This window comes from Rathayibacter sp. Leaf299 (genome assembly GCF_001423055.1).
Taxonomy (GTDB): domain Bacteria; phylum Actinomycetota; class Actinomycetes; order Actinomycetales; family Microbacteriaceae; genus Rathayibacter; species Rathayibacter caricis.
Genome location: NZ_LMNT01000001.1, coordinates 491456 through 510556 on the forward strand (window position 1 = coordinate 491456; position 19101 = coordinate 510556).

Consider the following 19101-nt stretch of genomic DNA (forward strand, 5'->3'; position numbering starts at 1 on the left):
CGAGCGGTGCTCTTTCTGTGCCGGACCGCCCGCAAGCCGCTACATTCCTGTTGAAACGAAAAGAAGGGGTGCCGTGACCGACACCATCGGGTCCGATGACGGTTCCGGCAGCTCGGCCGAGCTGCTGGCGCGCGAAGTCCTCATCCACGGCCCCATCGCCCGCTCCGACCTGGGGCGCCGTCTCGGGCTCTCACCCGCCAGCCTCACCCGTCTCGCTCGTCCCTTCATCGACGGCGGCCTCTTCGTCGAGGGCCCTGAACTGACCGCGGGCGTCGGCCGACCCGCCCGACCGCTCGACATCAGGGCCGACGCCCTGAGCTTCGTCGGCGTCAAGGTCACCGGCAGCGAGATCCTCGCTGTCCGGACCGATCTGCGCGCCCGGACCGAGGTCGGACTCGAGCGTGCCCTGCCCGGCAGGCGTCCCGAGGACGTGATCGCGGCGATCGCGGAGGTGGTGGAGGAGCTCGGCGGAACCGCCCTCTTCGCCGGTCTCGGCGTCTCCGTCGGCGGCAGCATCGGCGCCGACGGCAGGGTCAGCCGCGCGCCGTTCCTGGGGTGGCGCGACGTCGACCTCGCCGGCCCGCTCTCCTCCGCACTCGGCCTCCCGGTCGCCCTCGAGAACGACGTCGTCGCGCTGACCGGCGCCGAGCACTGGTTCGGCAGGGGACGCGGCATCCCCCATTTCGCCGTCCTCACCGTCGGTGCGGGTGTGGGCTACGGTCTGGTCGTGCACGACCGCGTCGTCGCACCGCCGTCCGCGGGTCTGGGGCTCGGCGGGCACTACCCGCTCGACCCGGGCGGGCCGGTCTGCGAGGCGGGCCATCGCGGCTGCTCGACCGCCATGCTCAGCCTGCCCTCGCTCACCCGGCAGCTCTTCATCGCAACGGGGCGGGAGCTGTCCCTCGCCGAAGGGTTCGTGGCCGCTCGCGACGGCCACGCGGGAGCGGCGAGGATCCTCGACGACTCCGCGCGCGCGCTGGGGACGATGATCGCCGCCATCGCGAATCTGTCGATGGCGGACACCGTCATCCTCGCCGGCGAGGGGGTCGCCCTCTACACGGAGCAGCCCCAGGTGGTGGACGCGGTGATCGCGGGCACCCGCGACCCCGACGCGGATCCGCTGACGCTGATCGTCGATGACGGAGGGCTCGTCGAATGGGCGAGAGGAGCCGCCGCGACAGCGATCCAGCGCCTGCTGCCGCGGATCGCGCTGGGAACGCTTTAAGCACGCCGAGTGCGCCGTCAGGCGCGGGACTCTGCGGTGGAGGGGGCGGTGAATGCGGGTGCGGTGGGCCGCGATCGCGGCGACCCTCGGCGCCGTGCAGCTGCTGCCTCGTCCGCGCTGATCCCGCCATGGCTCCGGCCGCTCCGCCACAACCCCCTGGTGCGCCCGGTTCTCCCGCGGTGTCCTGGAGCATGCGCGAAATGAAGTTCGTGAGACTCGTCAGCCGCCTCGAGAACGCCGCCGCTCTGGATCCGCTCGTCGAGCGGGCCCGCGCGGTCGTGAACTCCGTGATCCGCCCCCAGCCCGTGCGCGACGTGCTGCACGGCGTCCCGGTGGGGCATCCCGTGCATCCGCTGCTCGTGCTCGTGCCGACCGGCGCGTGGGTGTCGGCCGCGGTCCTGGACCTGCTGCCCGGCAACGACCGCGCGGCGCGCACCCTCGTCGGCCTCGGTGTCGTCAGCGTGCTGCCGACAGCGGCGGCCGGATGGACGGACTGGTCCGAGCTGCACGAGCAGCAGACACGGGTCGGCCTCGTGCACGCCTCCGCCAACGTGGTCGCAACGGCGCTCTACGCCGCCTCCTTCGTGCAGCGGGCGCGGGGGCGCCGGACGAGCGGCAAGGTCCTCGGCATGCTCGGGCTCGCCGTCGTCTCGGGCGGCGGCTACCTCGGCGGCCACCTCAGCTACCGGCAGGCGGCGGGTGCGAACCACGCCGAGGACGTGCCGCACCGGTTCCCCTCGGGCTGGCAGGACCTCGCGCCGCTGGACGAGCTGCCCGAGCGCGAGACCGTCGTGAAGGAGGTCGGCGGTGTGCCGCTGCTCGCCTTCCGCCGCGGCGACCGGGTGAGCGTGCTGTCGAACGTCTGCAGCCACCTCTCCGGCCCCCTCGACGAGGGTGCCGTCGGCGACCGGTCCGGCGAGGCGTGCGTCTCGTGCCCGTGGCACGGGAGCGTGTTCTCGCTCGACTCGGGCGAGGTCCTCCGGGGCCCGGCCACGTCGCCGCAGCCGAGGTTCGAGACCAGGGTGTCCGACGGCCGCGTCGAGGTGCTGCTGCCGAACGCGGGCTGACGGAGGAGCGCCGCGCCCGGCCGGGGTCGCGGGCCGCGGGCGGACGGATTGACCGCTCGCGAGGCGCGATGTTACCGTGAACAAGGCCGGAGGGCCGCGGGGGCGAGCAGGTCGAGGACGACCAGGCGCCCCTCCGCACCAAGGCCTCCCGGCTGTCCGCAGCGCACCGCGTCCCCGCGACGCACCCTCGACGATGGAGTCACCCATGACAGCAGCCCCCTGCCCCACGAGCGTCTGTCCCCGGGTGGTGACGACGTGCTGACGTCCGTGCGCCGCCGCCTCACGGCCGGGCTCCTGATCCTCCTCGCGAGCGTCGTCGCCCTCCCGATGCTCGCCGCCGCTCCGGCCGCGGCGCTCGGGGAGCCGACCTTCACCAACCCGATCGACCCGGACACCGCCGACCCGACGATCGAGTTCCACGACGGCAACTACTACATGGTCGCCACGACCTGGGACAACCGCGTCGTGATGCGGAAGGCCCCGACCCTCGCGGCGCTGGGCACGACGACTCCGGTGACCGTGTACACCGACACCAACCCCGGCCGGAACGCCAACATGTGGGCTCCGGAGCTGCAGCGCCTGAACGGGCCGAACGGGCCCCGCTGGTACCTCATGTACACGATGGGCACCGCCGGCAACTTCGACCGCCAGCACCTGCAGGTCATCGAGAGCGCGGGCGACGACCCGATGGGCCCCTACACCTACAAGGGCCGCCCGATCCCGACCGACGACTGGAACATCGACGGCGCGTACCTCGAGCTGAACGGCGAGCTCTTCATCACCTGGTCGGCGTTCTCGCCCGGGCCGAACCGCCTGCAGAACAACTACATCGCCCGGATGTCGGACCCCTGGACCGCCACCGGACCGCTGAACGTGCTCTCGCAGCCGGTCGAGCCGTGGGAGACCATCGGCGCCCCTGTGAACGAGGGCCCTGTCCCGCTGCAGAAGGACGGCCGCACCTGGATCGTCTACTCGGCGAGCTTCTGCGGCACCGAGGACTACCAGCTCGCCACCCTCGAGTACGACGGCACCGGCGACCCCGTGCTCGCCTCCTCCTGGACCAAGAGCGACGGACCGGTCTTCTCGAAGGCGAACGGCGAGTTCGGCACCGGGCACAACGACTTCTTCGACTCGCCCGACGGCACCGAGACGTGGAACCTCTACCACGCGAACGCCCGCCCCGACGGCGGCTGCTCGCGCGAGCGCTCGGCGCGTGCGCACATCGTCGACTGGACCGCCGAGGGCGAGCCCGACTTCGGGACCCCGCTCGGCACGAGCGCGCAGATCCCCGTCCCCAGCGGCGAGAACGCGCCGATCACGGCCCGCGTCGAAGGCGCTCCGTGGCAGCTCGTCAACCGCAGCACCGGCCAGTGCGCCACGGTCTCGCCGACCGCGAGCGGCGACGGCGCTGCCGTCGTGCAGGGCTCCTGCTCGACCCCCCGGGCGAACTGGAAGCTCGACAGCACGGGCGACGGCTTCGTCCGCATCGTGAACGCCAGCAGCGGCAAGTCCCTCGGGCCGGTCGGCTGCTCGACGGCCTCGGGCGCGGGGATCCAGCAGTCCTCGTGGCTCGCGACCGGCTGCCAGCAGTGGAGCGTGAACCCGGGGACCGGCGGGTACTCGACGCTGACCTCGCGCACGAGCGGCCGACTGCTCGAGGCGTCGGGCACCTCGGTGCGGCAGGCGACGGCATCGGGTGCGGCTGCGCAGGAGTGGTCGCTCCGACCCTCCGGAGCGGTCGCCGTGAGCTCGTTCGCCACCGGCAAGACGTTCGACCTGCCCGGCTGCTCGACCGCCGACGGCACGGCCCTGCAGCAGCGGGAGTGGACCGGCGCCGCCTGCCAGCGCGTCACGTTCACGCCGACCGGCGCGGGCGACGTCGAGATGCACCCGGTGACGGCAGCGGGCAAGTGCCTCGCGGTCACCGGAGGCTCCACCGCGAACGGCGCGACCGTCACGCAGGGCGCGTGCGGCGTCACCGGGAGCGCCTGGCGCCTCCGTCCGGCGAACGACGGCACCGTCGAGCTGCGCGCCGTGCACAGCGGCAAGGCGCTCGACCTGTTCAACTGCTCGGCCCTCGACGGGACGCTGATCGGCCAGTGGGACGTGCTGAACAACGACTGCCAGCGCTACCGCGTGTCGGTCGGTGCCCCGGAGTCGACGACGCCGCTCACGGTCACCGCGACCACCACCGCACGGTGCATCTCGGGCAAGGCGGTGCTGACCACCACGGTCCGCAACACCGACGACCTGCCGGCGGATGTGACGGTCGCCTCGGTGTCCGGGACGAAGACCTTCCCGGCGCTGGGCGGCGGGAAGACCGCGACGGCGAGCTTCACGACGCGCCAGGTGGCCCTGCCGGCCGGATCGACGACGGTCACCGCGGCCGGGATCGACGACGCCGGGCGCAAGGCCGCAGTGCAGTCCGCGTACGCGGCGCTGACCTGCGGCTAGGCCCGCACCCTCGCTGATCGAGTAGGCCGCTGCGCGGCCTCCGCTCTGCTGATCGAGTAGGCCGCGCAGCGGCCGTATCGAGATCCGCGTCCTCTGGAGTCGCGGGTCTCGATACGCCGCTCCGCGGCTACTCGACCAGCAAGGGTTGCCCGCTGATCGAGTAGGCCGCGCAGCGGCCGTCTCGAGATCCACCCCGACACCCCCTCGTGCGAAGGAGCACACCATGACCACCAGCACCAGGCGCGCACCGCTGCGCGCCGCCCTCGCGACGCTCGGGCTGGGGGCGGTGCTGCTCTCGGGCCTCGTCGCCCCTCCGGTCGCCGCCGCGGAGCCCGCGCAGATCCCGCAGTCCGGACTCCTCGCGGAGTACCGCTTCACCCAGGCGACGGGCGCGAGCGTGCCCAACACGGCGGCCTCGGCCGTGGGGCCCGCGCGCGTCGTGAACGGGACCGACTCCCTGTGGACCGGCACGTCGCTCCGTCTCCCCGGCGGCGCCAAGACGAGCGCCGCGCCGTGGGTCGAGCTTCCCGACGACCTGCTGACCGGCCGCTCGTCGGCCACCGTGACGGTCGAGACCCGCGCCGACGCGTCGATGCTCTCGACCTTCCACTTCCTCTGGAACATCGGCAGCGACAGCACGAGCCAGTACTGGTTCGCGTCGGTCCGCGACCGCGTCCGCACGGCGATCACGACGAACGGAGGCGGGGCCGAGAACAACGCGCGCGGCGCCTCGGGCATCGCCGCCGACCGCTGGTACAGCCTCACCTCGGTGATCGACGGCGCGGCCGGCACGATCTCGTTCTTCGTCGACGGCGTGCGCGTGGCCTCGGCACCGACCGCGCTGCGTCCGTCCTCGGTGACGGACCAGTCGCTGAACACCATCGGCCGCGCGCCGTACCCCGACCCCTTCTACAAGGGCGAGGTGTCGACGTTCCGTGTCTACGACCGGGCGCTCACCGGCACCGAGGTCGCCTCGGTCTCGACCGCCGACGCGCAGCTGCACGCGAGCACCTTCGCGCCGCTCGCCTCCGCGGTGCTCGACGGAGTCGCTCCGCTGACCGTCGACGACTCGACCACGAACCTCCCCGACTACGGGGGAGCGGTGACCTGGAGTTCCAGCGACCCCGCCCTGCGGATCGGCGCCGACGGCCGCACGCTGAGCGCCGACCGCCCGGCGGCCGGCCAGCAGGCGCGCACGAGCACCCTGACCGCCACGGCGAGCATCCGCGGAGTCGCCGCCACCCGCCAGATCGCCGTCACCGTCGAGCCGCAGGTCGGCGTCGACACCCCCTACGGGTACCTGATGGTCCACTTCATCGAGGACGCGCAGGGCTACGCCGAGAAGATCTACCTCGACGTCTCGCGCGGCGACGACCCCGAGAAGTGGGACCCGCTGAACGGCGGCAAGCCGATCCTCGCGTCCGACCTCGGCACGACCGGCGTCCGCGACCCGTACCTCACCTACAATCCCGAGACCGAGAAGTACTACATCATCGCCACCGACCTCCGAGTCTTCGGCGGCGACAGCGGCACCGGCTCCTGCACCTCGTGGTGCTACTGGACCACCCAGGGCAGCGTGAAGATGAACGTCTGGGAGTCCACCGACCTCGTGTCGTGGAGCGACCTGCGCCAGTTCGACGTGTCACTCGACGACGCCGGGCGGCGGGCCCTCGAGGCCGGCATGATGTGGGCGCCCGAGGCGACCTGGGTCGACGACTTCGACGGGCAGGGGAACGGCTCGTTCGTCCTCTACTGGTCCTCGACCGTCTACCCGACCGCGGCGCACACGCCCGGCACGGGAGCGTCGCGGATCCTCTGGGGCTCGACGACCGATTTCACGCAGGAGACCTACTCCTACGGCGGCACCTTCGTCGACACCGGAGCCGACGTCATCGACACGACGCTGATCCAGGACGGAGGCACCACCTACCGCATCTCGAAGGACAACGGCACCGGACGCGGCATCTACATGGAGTCGACGACCGCCGCCCAGTGGTGGCTGCCGACGGCACGGTGGACACCGATCCAGGACCGGATCGGAGCGGTCTGGGCCGGCGGCAACGCGGGCGGAGTCGAAGGACCCGCGGTCTTCAAGGACCACGACGAGGACCGCTGGTACCTGTACGTCGACGTGATCCCCTCGACCGGCTACCGCCCGATGGTCACCACCGACCTCGACGCGGGCTGGACGCAGCTGACCGATCCCGGGTTCTCGATGGCGCCGTCGACCAAGCACGGCGGCATCGTGTCGCTGACCGCGGGGCAGTACGACGAGGTGCGGAAGGCGGACGCGGCGTCGGCCGTGCGCGCCGACCTGGGCGACGTGAGCGTCGCCTCCGGAGCTGCCGCCGACGCGGTCGTCGCCGCGCTTCCCGCTCGGACCGACGTCGTCCTCGCCTACGGGCGCGGCACGGCCTCGCAGCCGATCACCTGGGACACGTCCGCGGTCCGCGCCTCCACTCCCGGCCGCTACGCGGTGACCGGAGTGGCGCGCACGATCGGCGCGAACGAGAACCAGTGGGTGGGTGCCGGCGGATCGACGGCGTGGAACGCGACGGGCAAGGTGCTGTCGAGCTCGACGGCGGTACGCGTCACGGCGACGGTCGTGGTGACGGCGCCCGCCGTGTCCGCGACGCTCACCGCGTCGACCCGTTGCATCGGCGGCAAGGTCGTGGCGACCGGAGTGGTGCGGAACACGGGCGCCTCGCCGGCGAGTGTCGTGCTGCGCTCGGCCTGGGGCACGTCGCCCGTGCTGACCGCGGCGCCCGGAGCGGCCGCGACCCACGCCTTCACCACCCGCGCGGTGTCGGTGGCGGCCGGGTCGCTGAGCGCGACCGTGACCGTCGGAGGCGCCTCCACGGTGCTCGAGGCGCCCTACGCGGCCCGCCGCTGCTGAGCGCTGCTCCTCTGCTGATCGAGTAGGCCGCGTAGCGGCCGTATCGAGATCCGCGTCTGCCGGGCTTCTGGTGGGTGCGGGTCTCGATACGCCGCGGCGCGGCTAATCGACCAGCGGAAGTCAGCGGCCGATCGGGACGCGGTGCCGTCCGCCGGGGTCATTCAGCGGTGCGGGGGGTCTCGGACGGCGCGGGCTCCTCCGTGACTCGCGAGTCGGTGAGGGAGAGCGAGCCGATCGTCGCGATCAGGCCGACGAGGACGGCGACGGCCAGGTACGCGATCCGCTCGCCGGCGAAGAAGGTCTGGACGAGGTCGGAGCTCCAGGCGCCGGACGGGAGCGTCGTCGTGACCAGCGCGGCGATGAGGGTGCCGACGACGGCCGTGCCGATGCTGGTGCCGACCTCCTGGGAGGTGTCGTTGAGCGCGGCGCCGATGGAGGTGCGGTTCTCGTCCATCGCCTCGATGAGGGCGACCGCGCAGATGGTCATGATCGTCCGCAGGCCGATCGTCAGGAGGACCATCATCGCGGCGATCGCGAGGTAGCCGTGGTCCACCGCCCAGGCCATGCCCAGAAGCGAGCCGACGAGCAGGGCCGTGCCGACGAGGCAGGCGAGGCGGTGGCCGAGGTGCGACGCGAGCCGCTCGGCGATCGGCGTCGCGGCGATCATGGTGACGATGATCGGCAGGTTCGCGATGCCGGCCTGCATCGGGCTCCATCCGTACGCGTACTGGAAGTGCAGGATCAGGCCGAACAGGACGCTGGCGAAGGCGATCGAGGCCGCGAGCTGCGTGAGCGCCGCGCCTCGGACCGGTCCGGTGCCCAGGAGTGCGAGGTCGATCATCGGCGAGGCTGCGCGCCGCTCCCGGAGGACGAAGCCGACGATCGCGGCGACCGTGCCGAGGGCGCAGGCGAGGGTCGCGAGCGAGAGCCAGCCGTCCTGCACGCCGCTGGTGAGGGTGTAGCAGCCGAGTCCGATGGCCGTGACGGTGAGGGCGGCGCCGGGGAGGTCGAGCCGCTCGGAGGTGAGATCCGCGCGCCGGTCGGCCTGCACGCCGACGCGGACGCCGATCCAGGCGAGGAGGGCGATCGGCGCGTTGACGATCAGGAGCCACTGCCAGCTGAGGTGGCTGAGGACCGAGCCGCCCAGGATCGGGCCCAGGACGAATCCGGACATGCCGACGATCATCACGATCGTGATCGAGCGCATGCGCAGTCTCGCGTCGTCGAAGAGGCGGAAGATCAGCGACATCGTGACCGGGGCCATGGCTGCAGCGGCGCCGCCGAGCAGCGCCCGCAGCGCGATGAGCTGGCCGATGTCGGCGACGAGGACGACGGCGAGGCTGATCAGGCCGAAGGCCGCGAGACCGCTCAGCAGCACTCGGCGGCGGCCGAACCGGTCGGCGGCCGAGCCGGCGATCAGCAGCAGGCCGCCGAAGGTGAGGGAGTAGGCGCCCGTCACCCACTGCAGCCCGGCCGTGCCGCTGTCGAGCGATCGGCCGATCGTGGGCAGGGCGATGGAGAGCAGCGTGTTGTCGACCATCTCGACGAAGAAGGCCAGGCAGAGCGCCGCAAGGGGGAGCGCTGCGGCGCGCAGCGAGGTGTACGCGGGGGGCGTGGTGGGCGTGGCGACGAGCGTGCTCATGATGGACCTCTCGGATCGAACGCCGTACGAGTATCGGACGACGTTCGATAACATAGAACGATGTTCGATACGATGCAACACATGCCTGCAGATCCGACCGAGAAGACCGCGCGAACCAAAGCGGCACCCACCCGTGCGCGGGGGCGCCAGCGGGCGTCGCACTCGCTCGACACGGTGCTCGCCGAGGCGATCGCGATCCTCGACGAATCGGGGGAGCCGGCGCTGACCTTCCGGGCGCTGGCGGCGCGGCTCGGCGGAGGAGTGGCGAGCATCTACTGGTACGTGGCGAGCCGCGACGAGCTGCTCGACCTGGCGACCGAGGAGGTGATGGGCCGGGTCCTCGAGGACAGCGAGCCGCTCACCCACGGACCCGATCCCGTGGCGAACCTGCGCGCCCTGGCCCTCGCGCTCTTCGACGAGTTCGTCCGTCGGCCGTGGTTCGGCCAGTTCATGCTCCGCAACAACGGGCTGCAGCCCAACTCGATGGCGATGCACGAGCGGATCGGCCAGCAGCTGATGCGGCTGGACCTGACGCCCCGGCAGCGCTTCCACGCGGCGTCGTCGATCGTGAGCTACGTCGTGGGTGTCGCGATCGACCTCGCGCAGCCGCCGCCGAAGGAGTTCCTCGAGAGCAGACTCGGCCGACTGGAGTTCCTGGCGCAGTTCGCCGACCGCTGGCGCGCACTCGACCCCGAGGCGTTCCCGTTCGCGCACCAGGTCGCGGACGAGATGGCCACGCACGACGACCTCGACGTGTTCCGCTCCGGGCTCGACCTACTGCTCGACGGACTCCGGCTGCAGGCCGGCCTCGGGCCGTCGTGCTGATCGAGTAGGCCGCGGAGCGGCCGTATCGAGATCCCCGTCCGCCGGGCTTCCGGTGCACGGCCGGCTCGGGATCCGCCGCACCCCGCCCCCGCGCTCGGCGGGCGCCCATCGGGGGGTGGGATGCTGAGCGGATGCCTGCCGCTGGAACGACGCCCCCCTCCTCCCTCGACCGGGTGCGCGTGCGCGGCGCCCGCGAGAACAACCTGCAGAGTGTGGACGTCGACCTCCCGCGCGACGCGCTCGTCGCGTTCACCGGCGTCTCCGGCTCGGGCAAGAGCTCGCTCGCGTTCGGCACCCTCTACGCGGAGGCGCAGCGCCGCTACTTCGAGTCGGTCGCGCCCTACGCCCGCCGGTTGATCGACCAGGTCGGCGTGCCCGACGTCGACTCGATCGAGGGACTCCCGCCGGCCGTCGCCCTGCCGCAGCGCCGCTCCGCCGGCTCGGCCCGCTCCACCCTCGGCAGCGCGACCACCCTCTCGAGCGTGGTCCGCATGGTCTTCTCGCGTGTCGGCACCTACCCCGAGGGCGCCCCGATGCTCCTCGCCGAGGACTTCTCGGCCAACACGGTGCAGGGCGCGTGCCCGACCTGCCACGGCATCGGCCGCGTCTACGACGTGCCCGACGAGCTGATGGTGCCCGACGACTCGCTGAGCATCCGCGACGGCGCCCTCGCCGCGTGGCCCACGGCGTGGCACGGCAAGCAGCTGCGCGACAGCCTCATCTCGCTCGGGCACGACATCGACGTGCCGTGGCGGACGCTGCCCGTCGACGCGCGCGACTGGATCCTGCACACCGACGAGTCGCCGCAGGTCCCGATCTTCACCGATCGCTCGCCGGCCGAGGTGCGGAAGGCCGTCGCGGCGGGGCTCGAGCCGCGCTACATGAGCACGTTCCTCGGAGTGCGGCGCTACGTCCTCGACACCTTCGCCGGCTCCAAGAGCGCCCGGATGCGCGAGCGCGCAGCGACGTTCCTGGTCAGCGTCGCCTGCGGCACCTGTCACGGCCGCAAGCTGAAGCCGGAGGCGCTCGCCGTCACCTTCGAGGGTCACGACATCACCGAGCTCGCCGCGCTCCCGCTCGAAGACCTCCAGGTGCTCCTCCGGCGCGTGCTCGAGCCCGACTGGATCCCCCTCGGTGCCGGCGCCCCCGCTCCCGAGACGCGGCTGGCCGCGCAGCGCCTGGTCGGCGACCTGATCGCCCGCCTCGCTCCGATCGTCGACCTCGGCCTCGGCTACCTCTCCCTCGACCGGTCGACGCCGACCCTCTCCTCCGGCGAGCTGCAGCGGATGCGGCTGGCCACCCAGGTGCTCTCGCGGCTGTTCGGCGTCGTGTTCGTCCTCGACGAGCCGTCGGCGGGTCTGCATCCGGCCGACACGGAGGCGCTGCTCGGCATCCTCCGCACGCTCCGCGCCACAGGCAACACGGTCTTCTTCGTCGAGCACTCCCTCGACGTCGTGCGCGAGGCCGACTGGATCGTCGACATCGGCCCCGCGGCGGGCACCGGGGGCGGCTCCGTCGTCTACTCGGGGGAGCTCGACGGGCTGCGGCACGTCTCCGACTCGGCGACGCGGCGGTACCTCTTCCCGGACGCCGACTCCGTCGCTCCGCTCAGAGAGCGTCGCCGCTCGTCGCAGAGCATCGAGCTGAGCGGAGTGACGCGCAACACCCTCCGCGACCTCGCGGTCTCGTTCCCGGTGGGTGCCCTGACGGCGGTCACCGGGGTGTCCGGATCGGGAAAGTCCACGCTGGTGAACCAGGCGCTCCCGGATCTGCTGCGCGCGAGCCTGCACGCCGACCTCGCCGAGGACACCTCTCCCGAGGACGACCGCGGGGGAGTGGATCCGCTGCTCGGCCCCGCCGCGGACGTCACGCTCGGCCGGGCGCAGGGACCGGTGGAACGTCTGCGCCGGGTGGTCCAGGTGAGCCAGACGCCCATCGGGCGCACCTCGCGCTCGAACGTCGCCACCTACACCGGTCTGTTCGACCGCGTGCGAGCGCTCTTCGCCGCGACCCCGGAGGCGAAGCGCCGCCGCTACTCCGCGAGCCGCTTCTCGTTCAACCTGCCCAGCGGACGGTGCCCGGTCTGCAAGGGCGAGGGGACCATGGAGGTGGAGCTGCTGTTCCTGCCGACGGTGGAGGCGCCCTGCTCGGAGTGCGGTGGGACGCGGTACAACTCGGAGACGCTGGAGGTGACGCTCGACGGGCGGAGCATCGCCGACGTGCTCGCGCTGAGCGTCTCGGCGGCGCGCGAGGTGTTCTCGGCGGAGCCCGAGGTGGCGCGGCACCTCGATGCGCTGGTGGACGTCGGCCTCGGGTACGTCGCGCTCGGTCAGCCCGCCCCCGAGCTCTCGGGCGGCGAGGCGCAGCGGGTGAAGCTCGCCTCGGAGCTGCGGCGCGCCCAGAGGGGCGACACCCTCTACCTGCTCGACGAGCCGACGTCGGGACTGCATCCGGCCGACGCCGACCGGCTGCTGACGCACCTGCAGCACCTCGTCGACGCGGGCAACACGGTGATCGTCGTCGAGCACGACATGCGGATCGTCGCCGACGCCGACCACGTCATCGACCTCGGTCCGGGCGCCGGGCGGGCCGGCGGGACGATCGTCGCGACGGGCGCGCCCGAGGAGGTCGCCCGAGTGGAGGGCAGCCGCACGGCACCGTACCTCCGGGCGGCTCTGGAGAAGCGCGGGGCCTGACCGCGGCGGGTCTCGAGACGCCCCTGCGGGGCTGCTCGACCAGCGGGGCATGGCCTCTGCTGATCGAGTAGCCCGCGCAGTGGGCGCATCGAGATCCACCCGCACCGCCGCGCCCCCTTCGAGCCCGCTCAGTCCGCCCGCCGAAACCTCACCGAAAGGTAATTGTTAACGGTAACATTCGGCACATCCCCGTCCACGGCGCCCCCCGACGCCCCGGACGACGATCTCAACGACGAGAGGCACCACGAATGACGACCAGACGACGGACCCCGATCGCAGTCGCGGCGGTGATGGCGCTCGCGGCAGGACTCCTGTCGGTCGGAGCGCCCGCGAACGCCGCTCCGAGCACCTCGCTCGATGCGAAGAAGGTGCTCGAACTGCCCTTCGACGGCAGCCTGACCGACACCAGCGGCCGCAGCACCCCCACGGGCATGCAGAAGGGCACCGCGGGCTACGCCGCAGGCCTCTCGGGCCAGGCCTTCGCCTTCGACGGCTCCAACGCCGTGAGCCTGGGCACCTCGGCCGCGCTCCAGCCCGCCGACCTCACCGTCTCGTTCTGGTACAACCCGAGCGTCGCCATGACCGGCGAGCAGGTCTTCACCTGGAACAAGACGGCCTACAACTCCGACGGCTGGTACCTCACCTCCGAGGGCGACGGCACTCCGCTCGCGCTCTCGATCGGCCCCTCGACCGGTCAGCCCTACAAGGTCGCCGTCGAGTCCCCGCGCGCCTCCTTCTTCCCCACGAACACGTGGACCCACGTCGTCGCCACCTACGACAAGGCCACCAAGCAGGTCGCCTTCTACCGCAACGGCGTCAAGCAGCCCAGCGCGGTCAAGACCGCGCCCTCCACCTCCGCGTCCGGCGTCCTCGGCTCCGAGGGCACGTCGACCAAGACCATCGGCTTCAACGGCCCGCAGTACAACGGCGCGCACCTGCGCGGCCTGCTCGACGAGTACGTCCTCTACAACGGAGTCGCGACCACGACCGACGTCGTGACGCTCACCAAGGCGGGGAACCCCTCCTTCGACGCCGCAGCGGTCGCGAAGAGCGACCTCGACGCGGTCGCTCTGCCCTCGAGCACCGTCCTCGACTTCCCGGTGCCGACCACCGGAGCCAAGGGCTCCACGTTCTCGTGGACCTCCTCCGACCCCGCGCGGATCGCGATCGACGGCGGCAACGCGGTCGTCACTCCGCCCACCGGCTCCACCCCCTCCTCCGTGACCCTCACCGGCTCGGCGAGCTACGGTGGCAGCGTGCCGGTGACGAAGACCTTCACGGTCCAGGTCCTCCCCGAGGGTCTCGAGAGCTCGATCTACCTGCTCGAGGCCGGTCTCTCCGACGTCGACGTCGAGGACCCGTACCTCGAGAACGGCGAGAAGCAGACCGTCGAGTACCTGCTCAGCCTCGACCCCGAGCGCTTCCTCTACTCCTTCTACCGCGAGGCGGGCCTCGCGCCCACGACGGCCGGCGGGTACGGCGGATGGGAGCGCGACACCAACGTCCGCTTCCAGGGCCACTTCTTCGGCCACTACGTCTCGGCCCTCTCGCAGGCCTACTCCACCGCCGAGGACCCGACCACGAAGGCGACCCTGCTCGCCAAGCTGACCGCCTCGGTGGACGGCCTGAAGCGGGTCCAGGACGCCTATGCGCTCAAGAACCCGACGGACGCGGGCTACGTCTCGCCGTTCCCCGTCTCGTACCTCCCCTCGGGAGCCGACGGACTGCTCGTGCCGTTCTACAACCTGCACAAGGTGCTCGCGGGCCTCCTCGACGCCCAGAAGTACGCTCCCCGCGACGTGTCGGCCAAGGCCCTCACGGTCGCCGACGGCTTCGGCACCTGGATCCGCAACTGGGGCGGCCGCCAGGCCGACCCGACGCTGCTCCTGCGCACCGAGTACGGCGGAATGAACGAGGCGCTCTACAAGCTCTTCGAGATCACCGGCAAGTCCGAGCACAAGCGCGCGGCCGAGTACTTCGACGAGCGGGCCCTGTTCGAGCGCCTCGCGAACAACGAGGACGTGCTCAACGGACTCCACGCGAACACGACGATCCCCAAGCTGATCGGCGCGCTCAAGCGCTACACGGTGTTCACCGACGACCCGGCGCTGTACGCCACGCTGACCGACGCCGAGAAGGCGGACCTCGGCATGTACCGCCGAGCGGCCGAGAACTTCTTCCGCATGGTCGACGAGACGCACACCTACGCCAACGGCGGCAACAGCGAGTCCGAGCACTTCCACGCTCCCGGCACGCTCTACCAGTACGCGACGAGCGGTCGCACCACGGGATACGGCGAGAACTCGACGTCCGAGGGCTGCAACATCTACAACATGCTGAAGCTCTCCCGGGCGCTGTTCCAGGTGACGAAGGACGTCAAGTACGCCGACTTCTACGAGGACGCGTACATCAACGGCATCCTCGCCTCGCAGAACCCCGAGACCGGCATGGTCACCTACTTCCAGCCCCAGACCGCCGGCTACGCCAAGGTCTTCGGCAAGGAGCAGGACGAGTTCTGGTGCGACCACGGATCGGGCATCGAGAGCTTCACGAAGCTCGGCGACTCGATCTACTTCGAGGGCGAGCGCACGGTCTACGTGAACCTGTTCCGCTCCTCGGTGCTCAGCTCGCAGGCGTCGAACCTGAAGCTCACGCAGACGGCCGACATCCCCGACACCGACACCGCGACCTACTCGATCGCCGGACTCGACGGCGGCGCCGTCGCCGAGGGGACGACCGTCCGCCTCCGCATCCCCGCCTGGGTCGACGGAGCGCCGACCCTCACCGTGAACGGGGCGCCGCGTAGCATCGCCTCGATCACCGAGGGCGGCTACGTCGTCGTCCCCGTCGCGGCCGGTGACACCCTCACCTGGAAGCTCCCGGTGAAGGTCACCGTCTCTGCCGAGACCGAGAACGCGAACTTCGCGGCGTTCAAGTACGGCCCCGTGCTGCTCGCGACCGAGCTGAACCGGAACAACGTCGAGGCGTCCTACCCCGCGGGCGTGCTCGTGCAGATGGGCGTCGCCGACAAGTCCGTCAACTCCAGCGTGACCGTCGCCGACGCGAACGCCTGGAAGGCCGGCATCCGGGACAACCTGGTGCGCCTGCCCGACGCGGTGAACAACAACGGCCTGGAGACCATGCGGTTCGGGATGAAGAACGTCGACGCCGCCTCCGCGGCCCGCGTCTTCGAGCCGTACTACAGCCTCTACGACGCCCGGTACGCGACCTACCTGACGCTGATCGCCCCCGACTCCCCGGAGGCGCAGGCGCTGATCCTCAAGGAGAAGCAGCAGCTGCGCACCGAGGAGACGACGATCGACTCGCTCACCTCGTTCGACAACAACAACAGCGAGGCCGACAAGAACTACAAGTACAACCGGTCGAGCGTCGGGACCTGGCGGGGAGAGGGCTACCGTGACGGTGAGCGCTCGCCCGAGGCCTGGTTCCAGTACGACATGATCGTCGACCCGACGCTGCCGAAGAACTACCTCGGCGTCCGCTACTACGGCGGCGACGCGGGACGCACGTTCGACGTCCTCCTCAACGGCGTGAAGCTCAAGACCGAGGTGGTCTCGGGCGCGGCCGGATCGACGAACTGGTACATCCAGTACGACGAGATCCCGAAGGCGGTCCTCGACGGGATCGCTGCGCGGGACGGCTACAAGCGCGACCTCGCCGGCAACTACGTGCTCGACGCGAAGGGCCAGAAGGTGCCGGTCGTGACCGTGCGCTTCCAGGGCATCAACACGACGAGCAACGTCGGCGGCGTCTTCGGCGTCTACACGACCGAGTCGACCTCGTTCGGCACGAACGCCGAGCTTGCGAGGATGACGTCGGGCGTCGGGACCCTCGCTCCGGCGCTGGCCACCGGCGTGCGCGACTACACGCTCACGGTGCCCGCCTCGACGACGAGCGTCTCGCTCGACCTCGACCCGGCCGTCGCGAGCGGACTGGTCCGCGTGGACGGCGTGCTGATCGACGACACCGAGCTGCGCACGGTGCGCCTGGCCGCGACAGGGACCACGAACGTCGTGATCACCTCCGCCGCCCAGGACCACACGACGACGGCGACCTACCGCCTGGCGATCGTGAAGGCGACCGCCCCGGCGCTGAAGACCACCGTGACCACGTCGTCGCGCTGCGTCACCGGCAAGGTCGTGCTGACGGTGACCGCTCGGAACGACTCGAGCGTCACGACGGGCCTGACCATCGGCTCGCCGTTCGGATCGAAGGCCTTCACGGGCGTCGCTCCGGGCAAGACGGTGACGCACGCGTTCACGACGCGCGCGACGTCGATCGCGGCGGGCTCCGTGACGGTCACGGCGACCGGGACGGTGAACGGCTCGCCCGTCACCGCCGCGACGCCGGCGACCTACACGGCGCGCACCTGCTGAGCGCACCGCACTGAACGGCGGCGGCCGTCGGGGGGATCCCCGGCGGCCGCTGTCCGTGCCGCCCGTCGTGACCTCAGGAGGAGTCGTCGATGACCGTGCTGACCCCCGCTCCGCCGCCGCCGGCGAGGAGCCGGCCCCGGCCGCCCCGGATGCTGATCGGAGCCGGGCTGCTCGGCGCGTTCCTCCTGCTGCGCGTGGTGGCTCCGCCGGACGCGGCTCTGACCGACACGGCGCGGGACTTCGCAACGCTGTCGATCAGCATCGTGATCGAGTCGCTGCCGTTCGTCTTCCTCGGAATCCTGCTGTCGATCGCCGTGCAGCTCTGGGTCCCGGAGCGCGTGCTGCTGCGGGTCCTGCCCCGGCGCGCGCTGCCGCGGAGGATCGTGATCTCGCTCCTGGGCGTGCTGCTGCCGGTCTGCGAGTGCGGCAACGTGCCGCTCGCACGCGGGCTGGTCGCGAAGGGGCTGAGCGTGTCGGAGTCGGTGACCTTCCTGCTCGCCGCGCCGATCCTGAACCCGATCACCATCGTGACGACGTACCAGGCCTTCGGCTGGGCCGACGGGATCCTCGTCTCGCGGGTGGTCGGCGGTTTCGTCATCGCGAACCTCGTGGGCTGGCTGCTGAGCCTGCATCCGCGCCCGACCGAGCTGCTCACCCCCGTGTTCCGGGCGGTGTGCGCGGCGGGCGACGCCGCGCACGGCTCGGGAGCGACCCGGGTGCGCCGAGGGCTCTCGACGCTGGCGGAGGAGACCAGCGCGATGCTCCCCGCGCTGTTCGTCGGAGCCGCGATCGCGGGGCTGATCCAGGTCGGCGTCTCGCGCGACCTCCTCACGACGCTGGGCGCGGATCCGCTCTGGTCGGTGCTCGCTCTGATGGTGCTCGCCTTCGTGATCTCGGTCTGCTCGAACGTCGACGCGTTCTTCGTGCTCTCCTTCGGCGGCACGTTCCTGCCCGGGGCGATCGTGGCGTTCCTCGTCTTCGGGCCGATGATCGACATCAAGATGCTGGCGCTGCTGCGCACGACGTTCACGGCGGGGGCGCTGGTGCGGATCACCGCACTCGTGACGCTGTGCGCCGCGGCACTCGGCCTGGCGGTGAACCTTGCCGCGTGAGCGCCGGCGCGCGGAGGCTCTCGCCGGCCTCGTTCGGCGCTGGCAGGGCGTGGTCCTCAGCCTGGTCGCGCTCGCGGCGACCCTCTGGCTGGCCGCGACCGGTCGGCTCGGCCTCTACATCCATCCGCGGTACTTCGTCTTCACGACCGTGCTCGCGGTGATCGCGGCGGTGCTGGTGGTGGTGGCCACGGCGGTCGTGCGAGCGGAGCCGCACACGCACGCGCACGACGGAGGGGACGAGGGCGCGCACGAGCGCACGGGCCGCTCCGCCCTCGTCGCGATCGGCGGGTCCGCGATCGTCCTCGGCGCGCTCGTGGCCCTGCTCGTGCTGCCGCCTGCGACGCTGACCACCGCCACGGCGAGCGCCCGCCAGATGAACACCGGCGCGATCGAGGCGTCCGAGCCGACCGGCGAGTACGCCGACTACACGGTGAAGGACTGGGCGGCGCTGCTGGCGCAGGGCGAGCCGGAGCAGTTCTTCGCGGGCCGCTCCGCGACGGTGAGCGGCTTCGTCACTCCCGACGAAGACGACCCCGAGAACGTGTTCTACGTCGCACGGTTCGTGGTCACCTGCTGTGCGGTCGATGCCCAGCCGGTGGGCGTGCCGGTGCACCGGCCGGGCTGGCAGCAGGAGTACGAGGTCGACTCCTGGCTCGAGGTCTCGGGCGGATTCGCGACGAACCCGAGCGCGACCAGCGCCGAGTCGATCGTGCTGGATCCCGACGTCCTCACTCCGATCGCGGAACCGGCGATGCCCTATGTCTACTGAGTCCCGTCCGGCCGTCGG

The 19101-nt window shown here is 71.5% G+C and carries 10 protein-coding genes; 9 read left to right on the forward strand and 1 reads right to left on the reverse strand.

What is annotated here, in order from left to right; genetic code table 11:
• Nucleotides 1-73: 73 nt before the first annotated feature.
• From ASF48_RS02200 to ASF48_RS18840, 4 genes are all read left to right on the forward strand, one after another.
• On the forward strand, nucleotides 74-1225 hold the full coding sequence (locus ASF48_RS02200) for an ROK family protein (RefSeq protein WP_055785712.1): 1152 nt from the start codon (nucleotides 74-76) through the stop codon (nucleotides 1223-1225).
• 191 nt (nucleotides 1226-1416) lie between these two features.
• Entirely contained in the window at nucleotides 1417-2292 is an 876-nt protein-coding gene (locus ASF48_RS02205) for a Rieske 2Fe-2S domain-containing protein (RefSeq protein WP_055785715.1), read from the forward strand.
• 255 nt (nucleotides 2293-2547) lie between these two features.
• Nucleotides 2548-4746, forward strand: coding sequence for an RICIN domain-containing protein (locus tag ASF48_RS02210; protein WP_200930952.1), 2199 nt, complete (start codon nucleotides 2548-2550; stop codon nucleotides 4744-4746).
• 223 nt (nucleotides 4747-4969) lie between these two features.
• Complete coding sequence (locus tag ASF48_RS18840) at nucleotides 4970-7642, forward strand: LamG-like jellyroll fold domain-containing protein (protein WP_082480924.1); 2673 nt, start codon at nucleotides 4970-4972, stop codon at nucleotides 7640-7642.
• Nucleotides 7643-7799: 157 nt separating this feature from the next.
• Here ASF48_RS18840 and ASF48_RS02220 read toward each other — a convergent pair whose 3' ends face one another.
• Entirely contained in the window at nucleotides 7800-9284 is a 1485-nt protein-coding gene (locus ASF48_RS02220) for an MFS transporter (protein ID WP_055785718.1), read from the reverse strand.
• 81 nt (nucleotides 9285-9365) lie between these two features.
• On the opposite strand from ASF48_RS02220, the gene ASF48_RS02225 reads away from it, so the two are divergent.
• The 5 genes from ASF48_RS02225 (at nucleotide 9366) to ASF48_RS02245 (ending at nucleotide 19083) form a co-directional block, all read left to right on the forward strand.
• Nucleotides 9366-10109 carry a TetR/AcrR family transcriptional regulator gene (locus ASF48_RS02225; protein ID WP_055785721.1) on the forward strand — a complete coding sequence of 248 codons (744 nt, stop codon included), beginning with the start codon at nucleotides 9366-9368 and terminating at the stop codon, nucleotides 10107-10109.
• 131 nt (nucleotides 10110-10240) lie between these two features.
• A complete protein-coding gene (locus tag ASF48_RS02230; protein ID WP_055785724.1) occupies nucleotides 10241-12805 on the forward strand; it encodes an excinuclease ABC subunit UvrA in 2565 nt (854 codons plus the stop codon).
• A 248-nt stretch (nucleotides 12806-13053) separates the two neighbouring features.
• Nucleotides 13054-17202 carry a beta-L-arabinofuranosidase domain-containing protein gene (locus ASF48_RS02235; RefSeq protein ID WP_055785727.1) on the forward strand — a complete coding sequence of 1383 codons (4149 nt, stop codon included), beginning with the start codon at nucleotides 13054-13056 and terminating at the stop codon, nucleotides 17200-17202.
• Nucleotides 17203-17291: 89 nt separating this feature from the next.
• On the forward strand, nucleotides 17292-18314 hold the full coding sequence (locus tag ASF48_RS02240; RefSeq protein WP_235577170.1) for a permease: 1023 nt from the start codon (nucleotides 17292-17294) through the stop codon (nucleotides 18312-18314).
• A complete protein-coding gene (locus tag ASF48_RS02245; RefSeq protein WP_082480925.1) occupies nucleotides 18304-19083 on the forward strand; it encodes a TIGR03943 family putative permease subunit in 780 nt (259 codons plus the stop codon). Before ASF48_RS02240 ends, ASF48_RS02245 begins: the two co-directional genes overlap by 11 nt.
• The last annotated feature ends 18 nt before the right edge of the window (nucleotides 19084-19101 follow it).

Bases quoted from the DNA above. Each gene is read 5' to 3' on its own strand.
- ASF48_RS02205 (WP_055785715.1), top strand. From the start codon at position 1,417: ATGCGCGAAATGAAGTTCGTGAGACTCGTCAGCCGCCTCGAGAACGCC.
- ASF48_RS18840 (WP_082480924.1), top strand. From the start codon at position 4,970: ATGACCACCAGCACCAGGCGCGCACCGCTGCGCGCCGCCCTCGCGACG.
- ASF48_RS02220 (WP_055785718.1), bottom strand. From the start codon at position 9,284: ATGAGCACGCTCGTCGCCACGCCCACCACGCCCCCCGCGTACACCTCG.
- ASF48_RS02225 (WP_055785721.1), top strand. From the start codon at position 9,366: ATGCCTGCAGATCCGACCGAGAAGACCGCGCGAACCAAAGCGGCACCC.
- ASF48_RS02230 (WP_055785724.1), top strand. From the start codon at position 10,241: ATGCCTGCCGCTGGAACGACGCCCCCCTCCTCCCTCGACCGGGTGCGC.
- ASF48_RS02235 (WP_055785727.1), top strand. From the start codon at position 13,054: ATGACGACCAGACGACGGACCCCGATCGCAGTCGCGGCGGTGATGGCG.
- ASF48_RS02240 (WP_235577170.1), top strand. From the start codon at position 17,292: ATGACCGTGCTGACCCCCGCTCCGCCGCCGCCGGCGAGGAGCCGGCCC.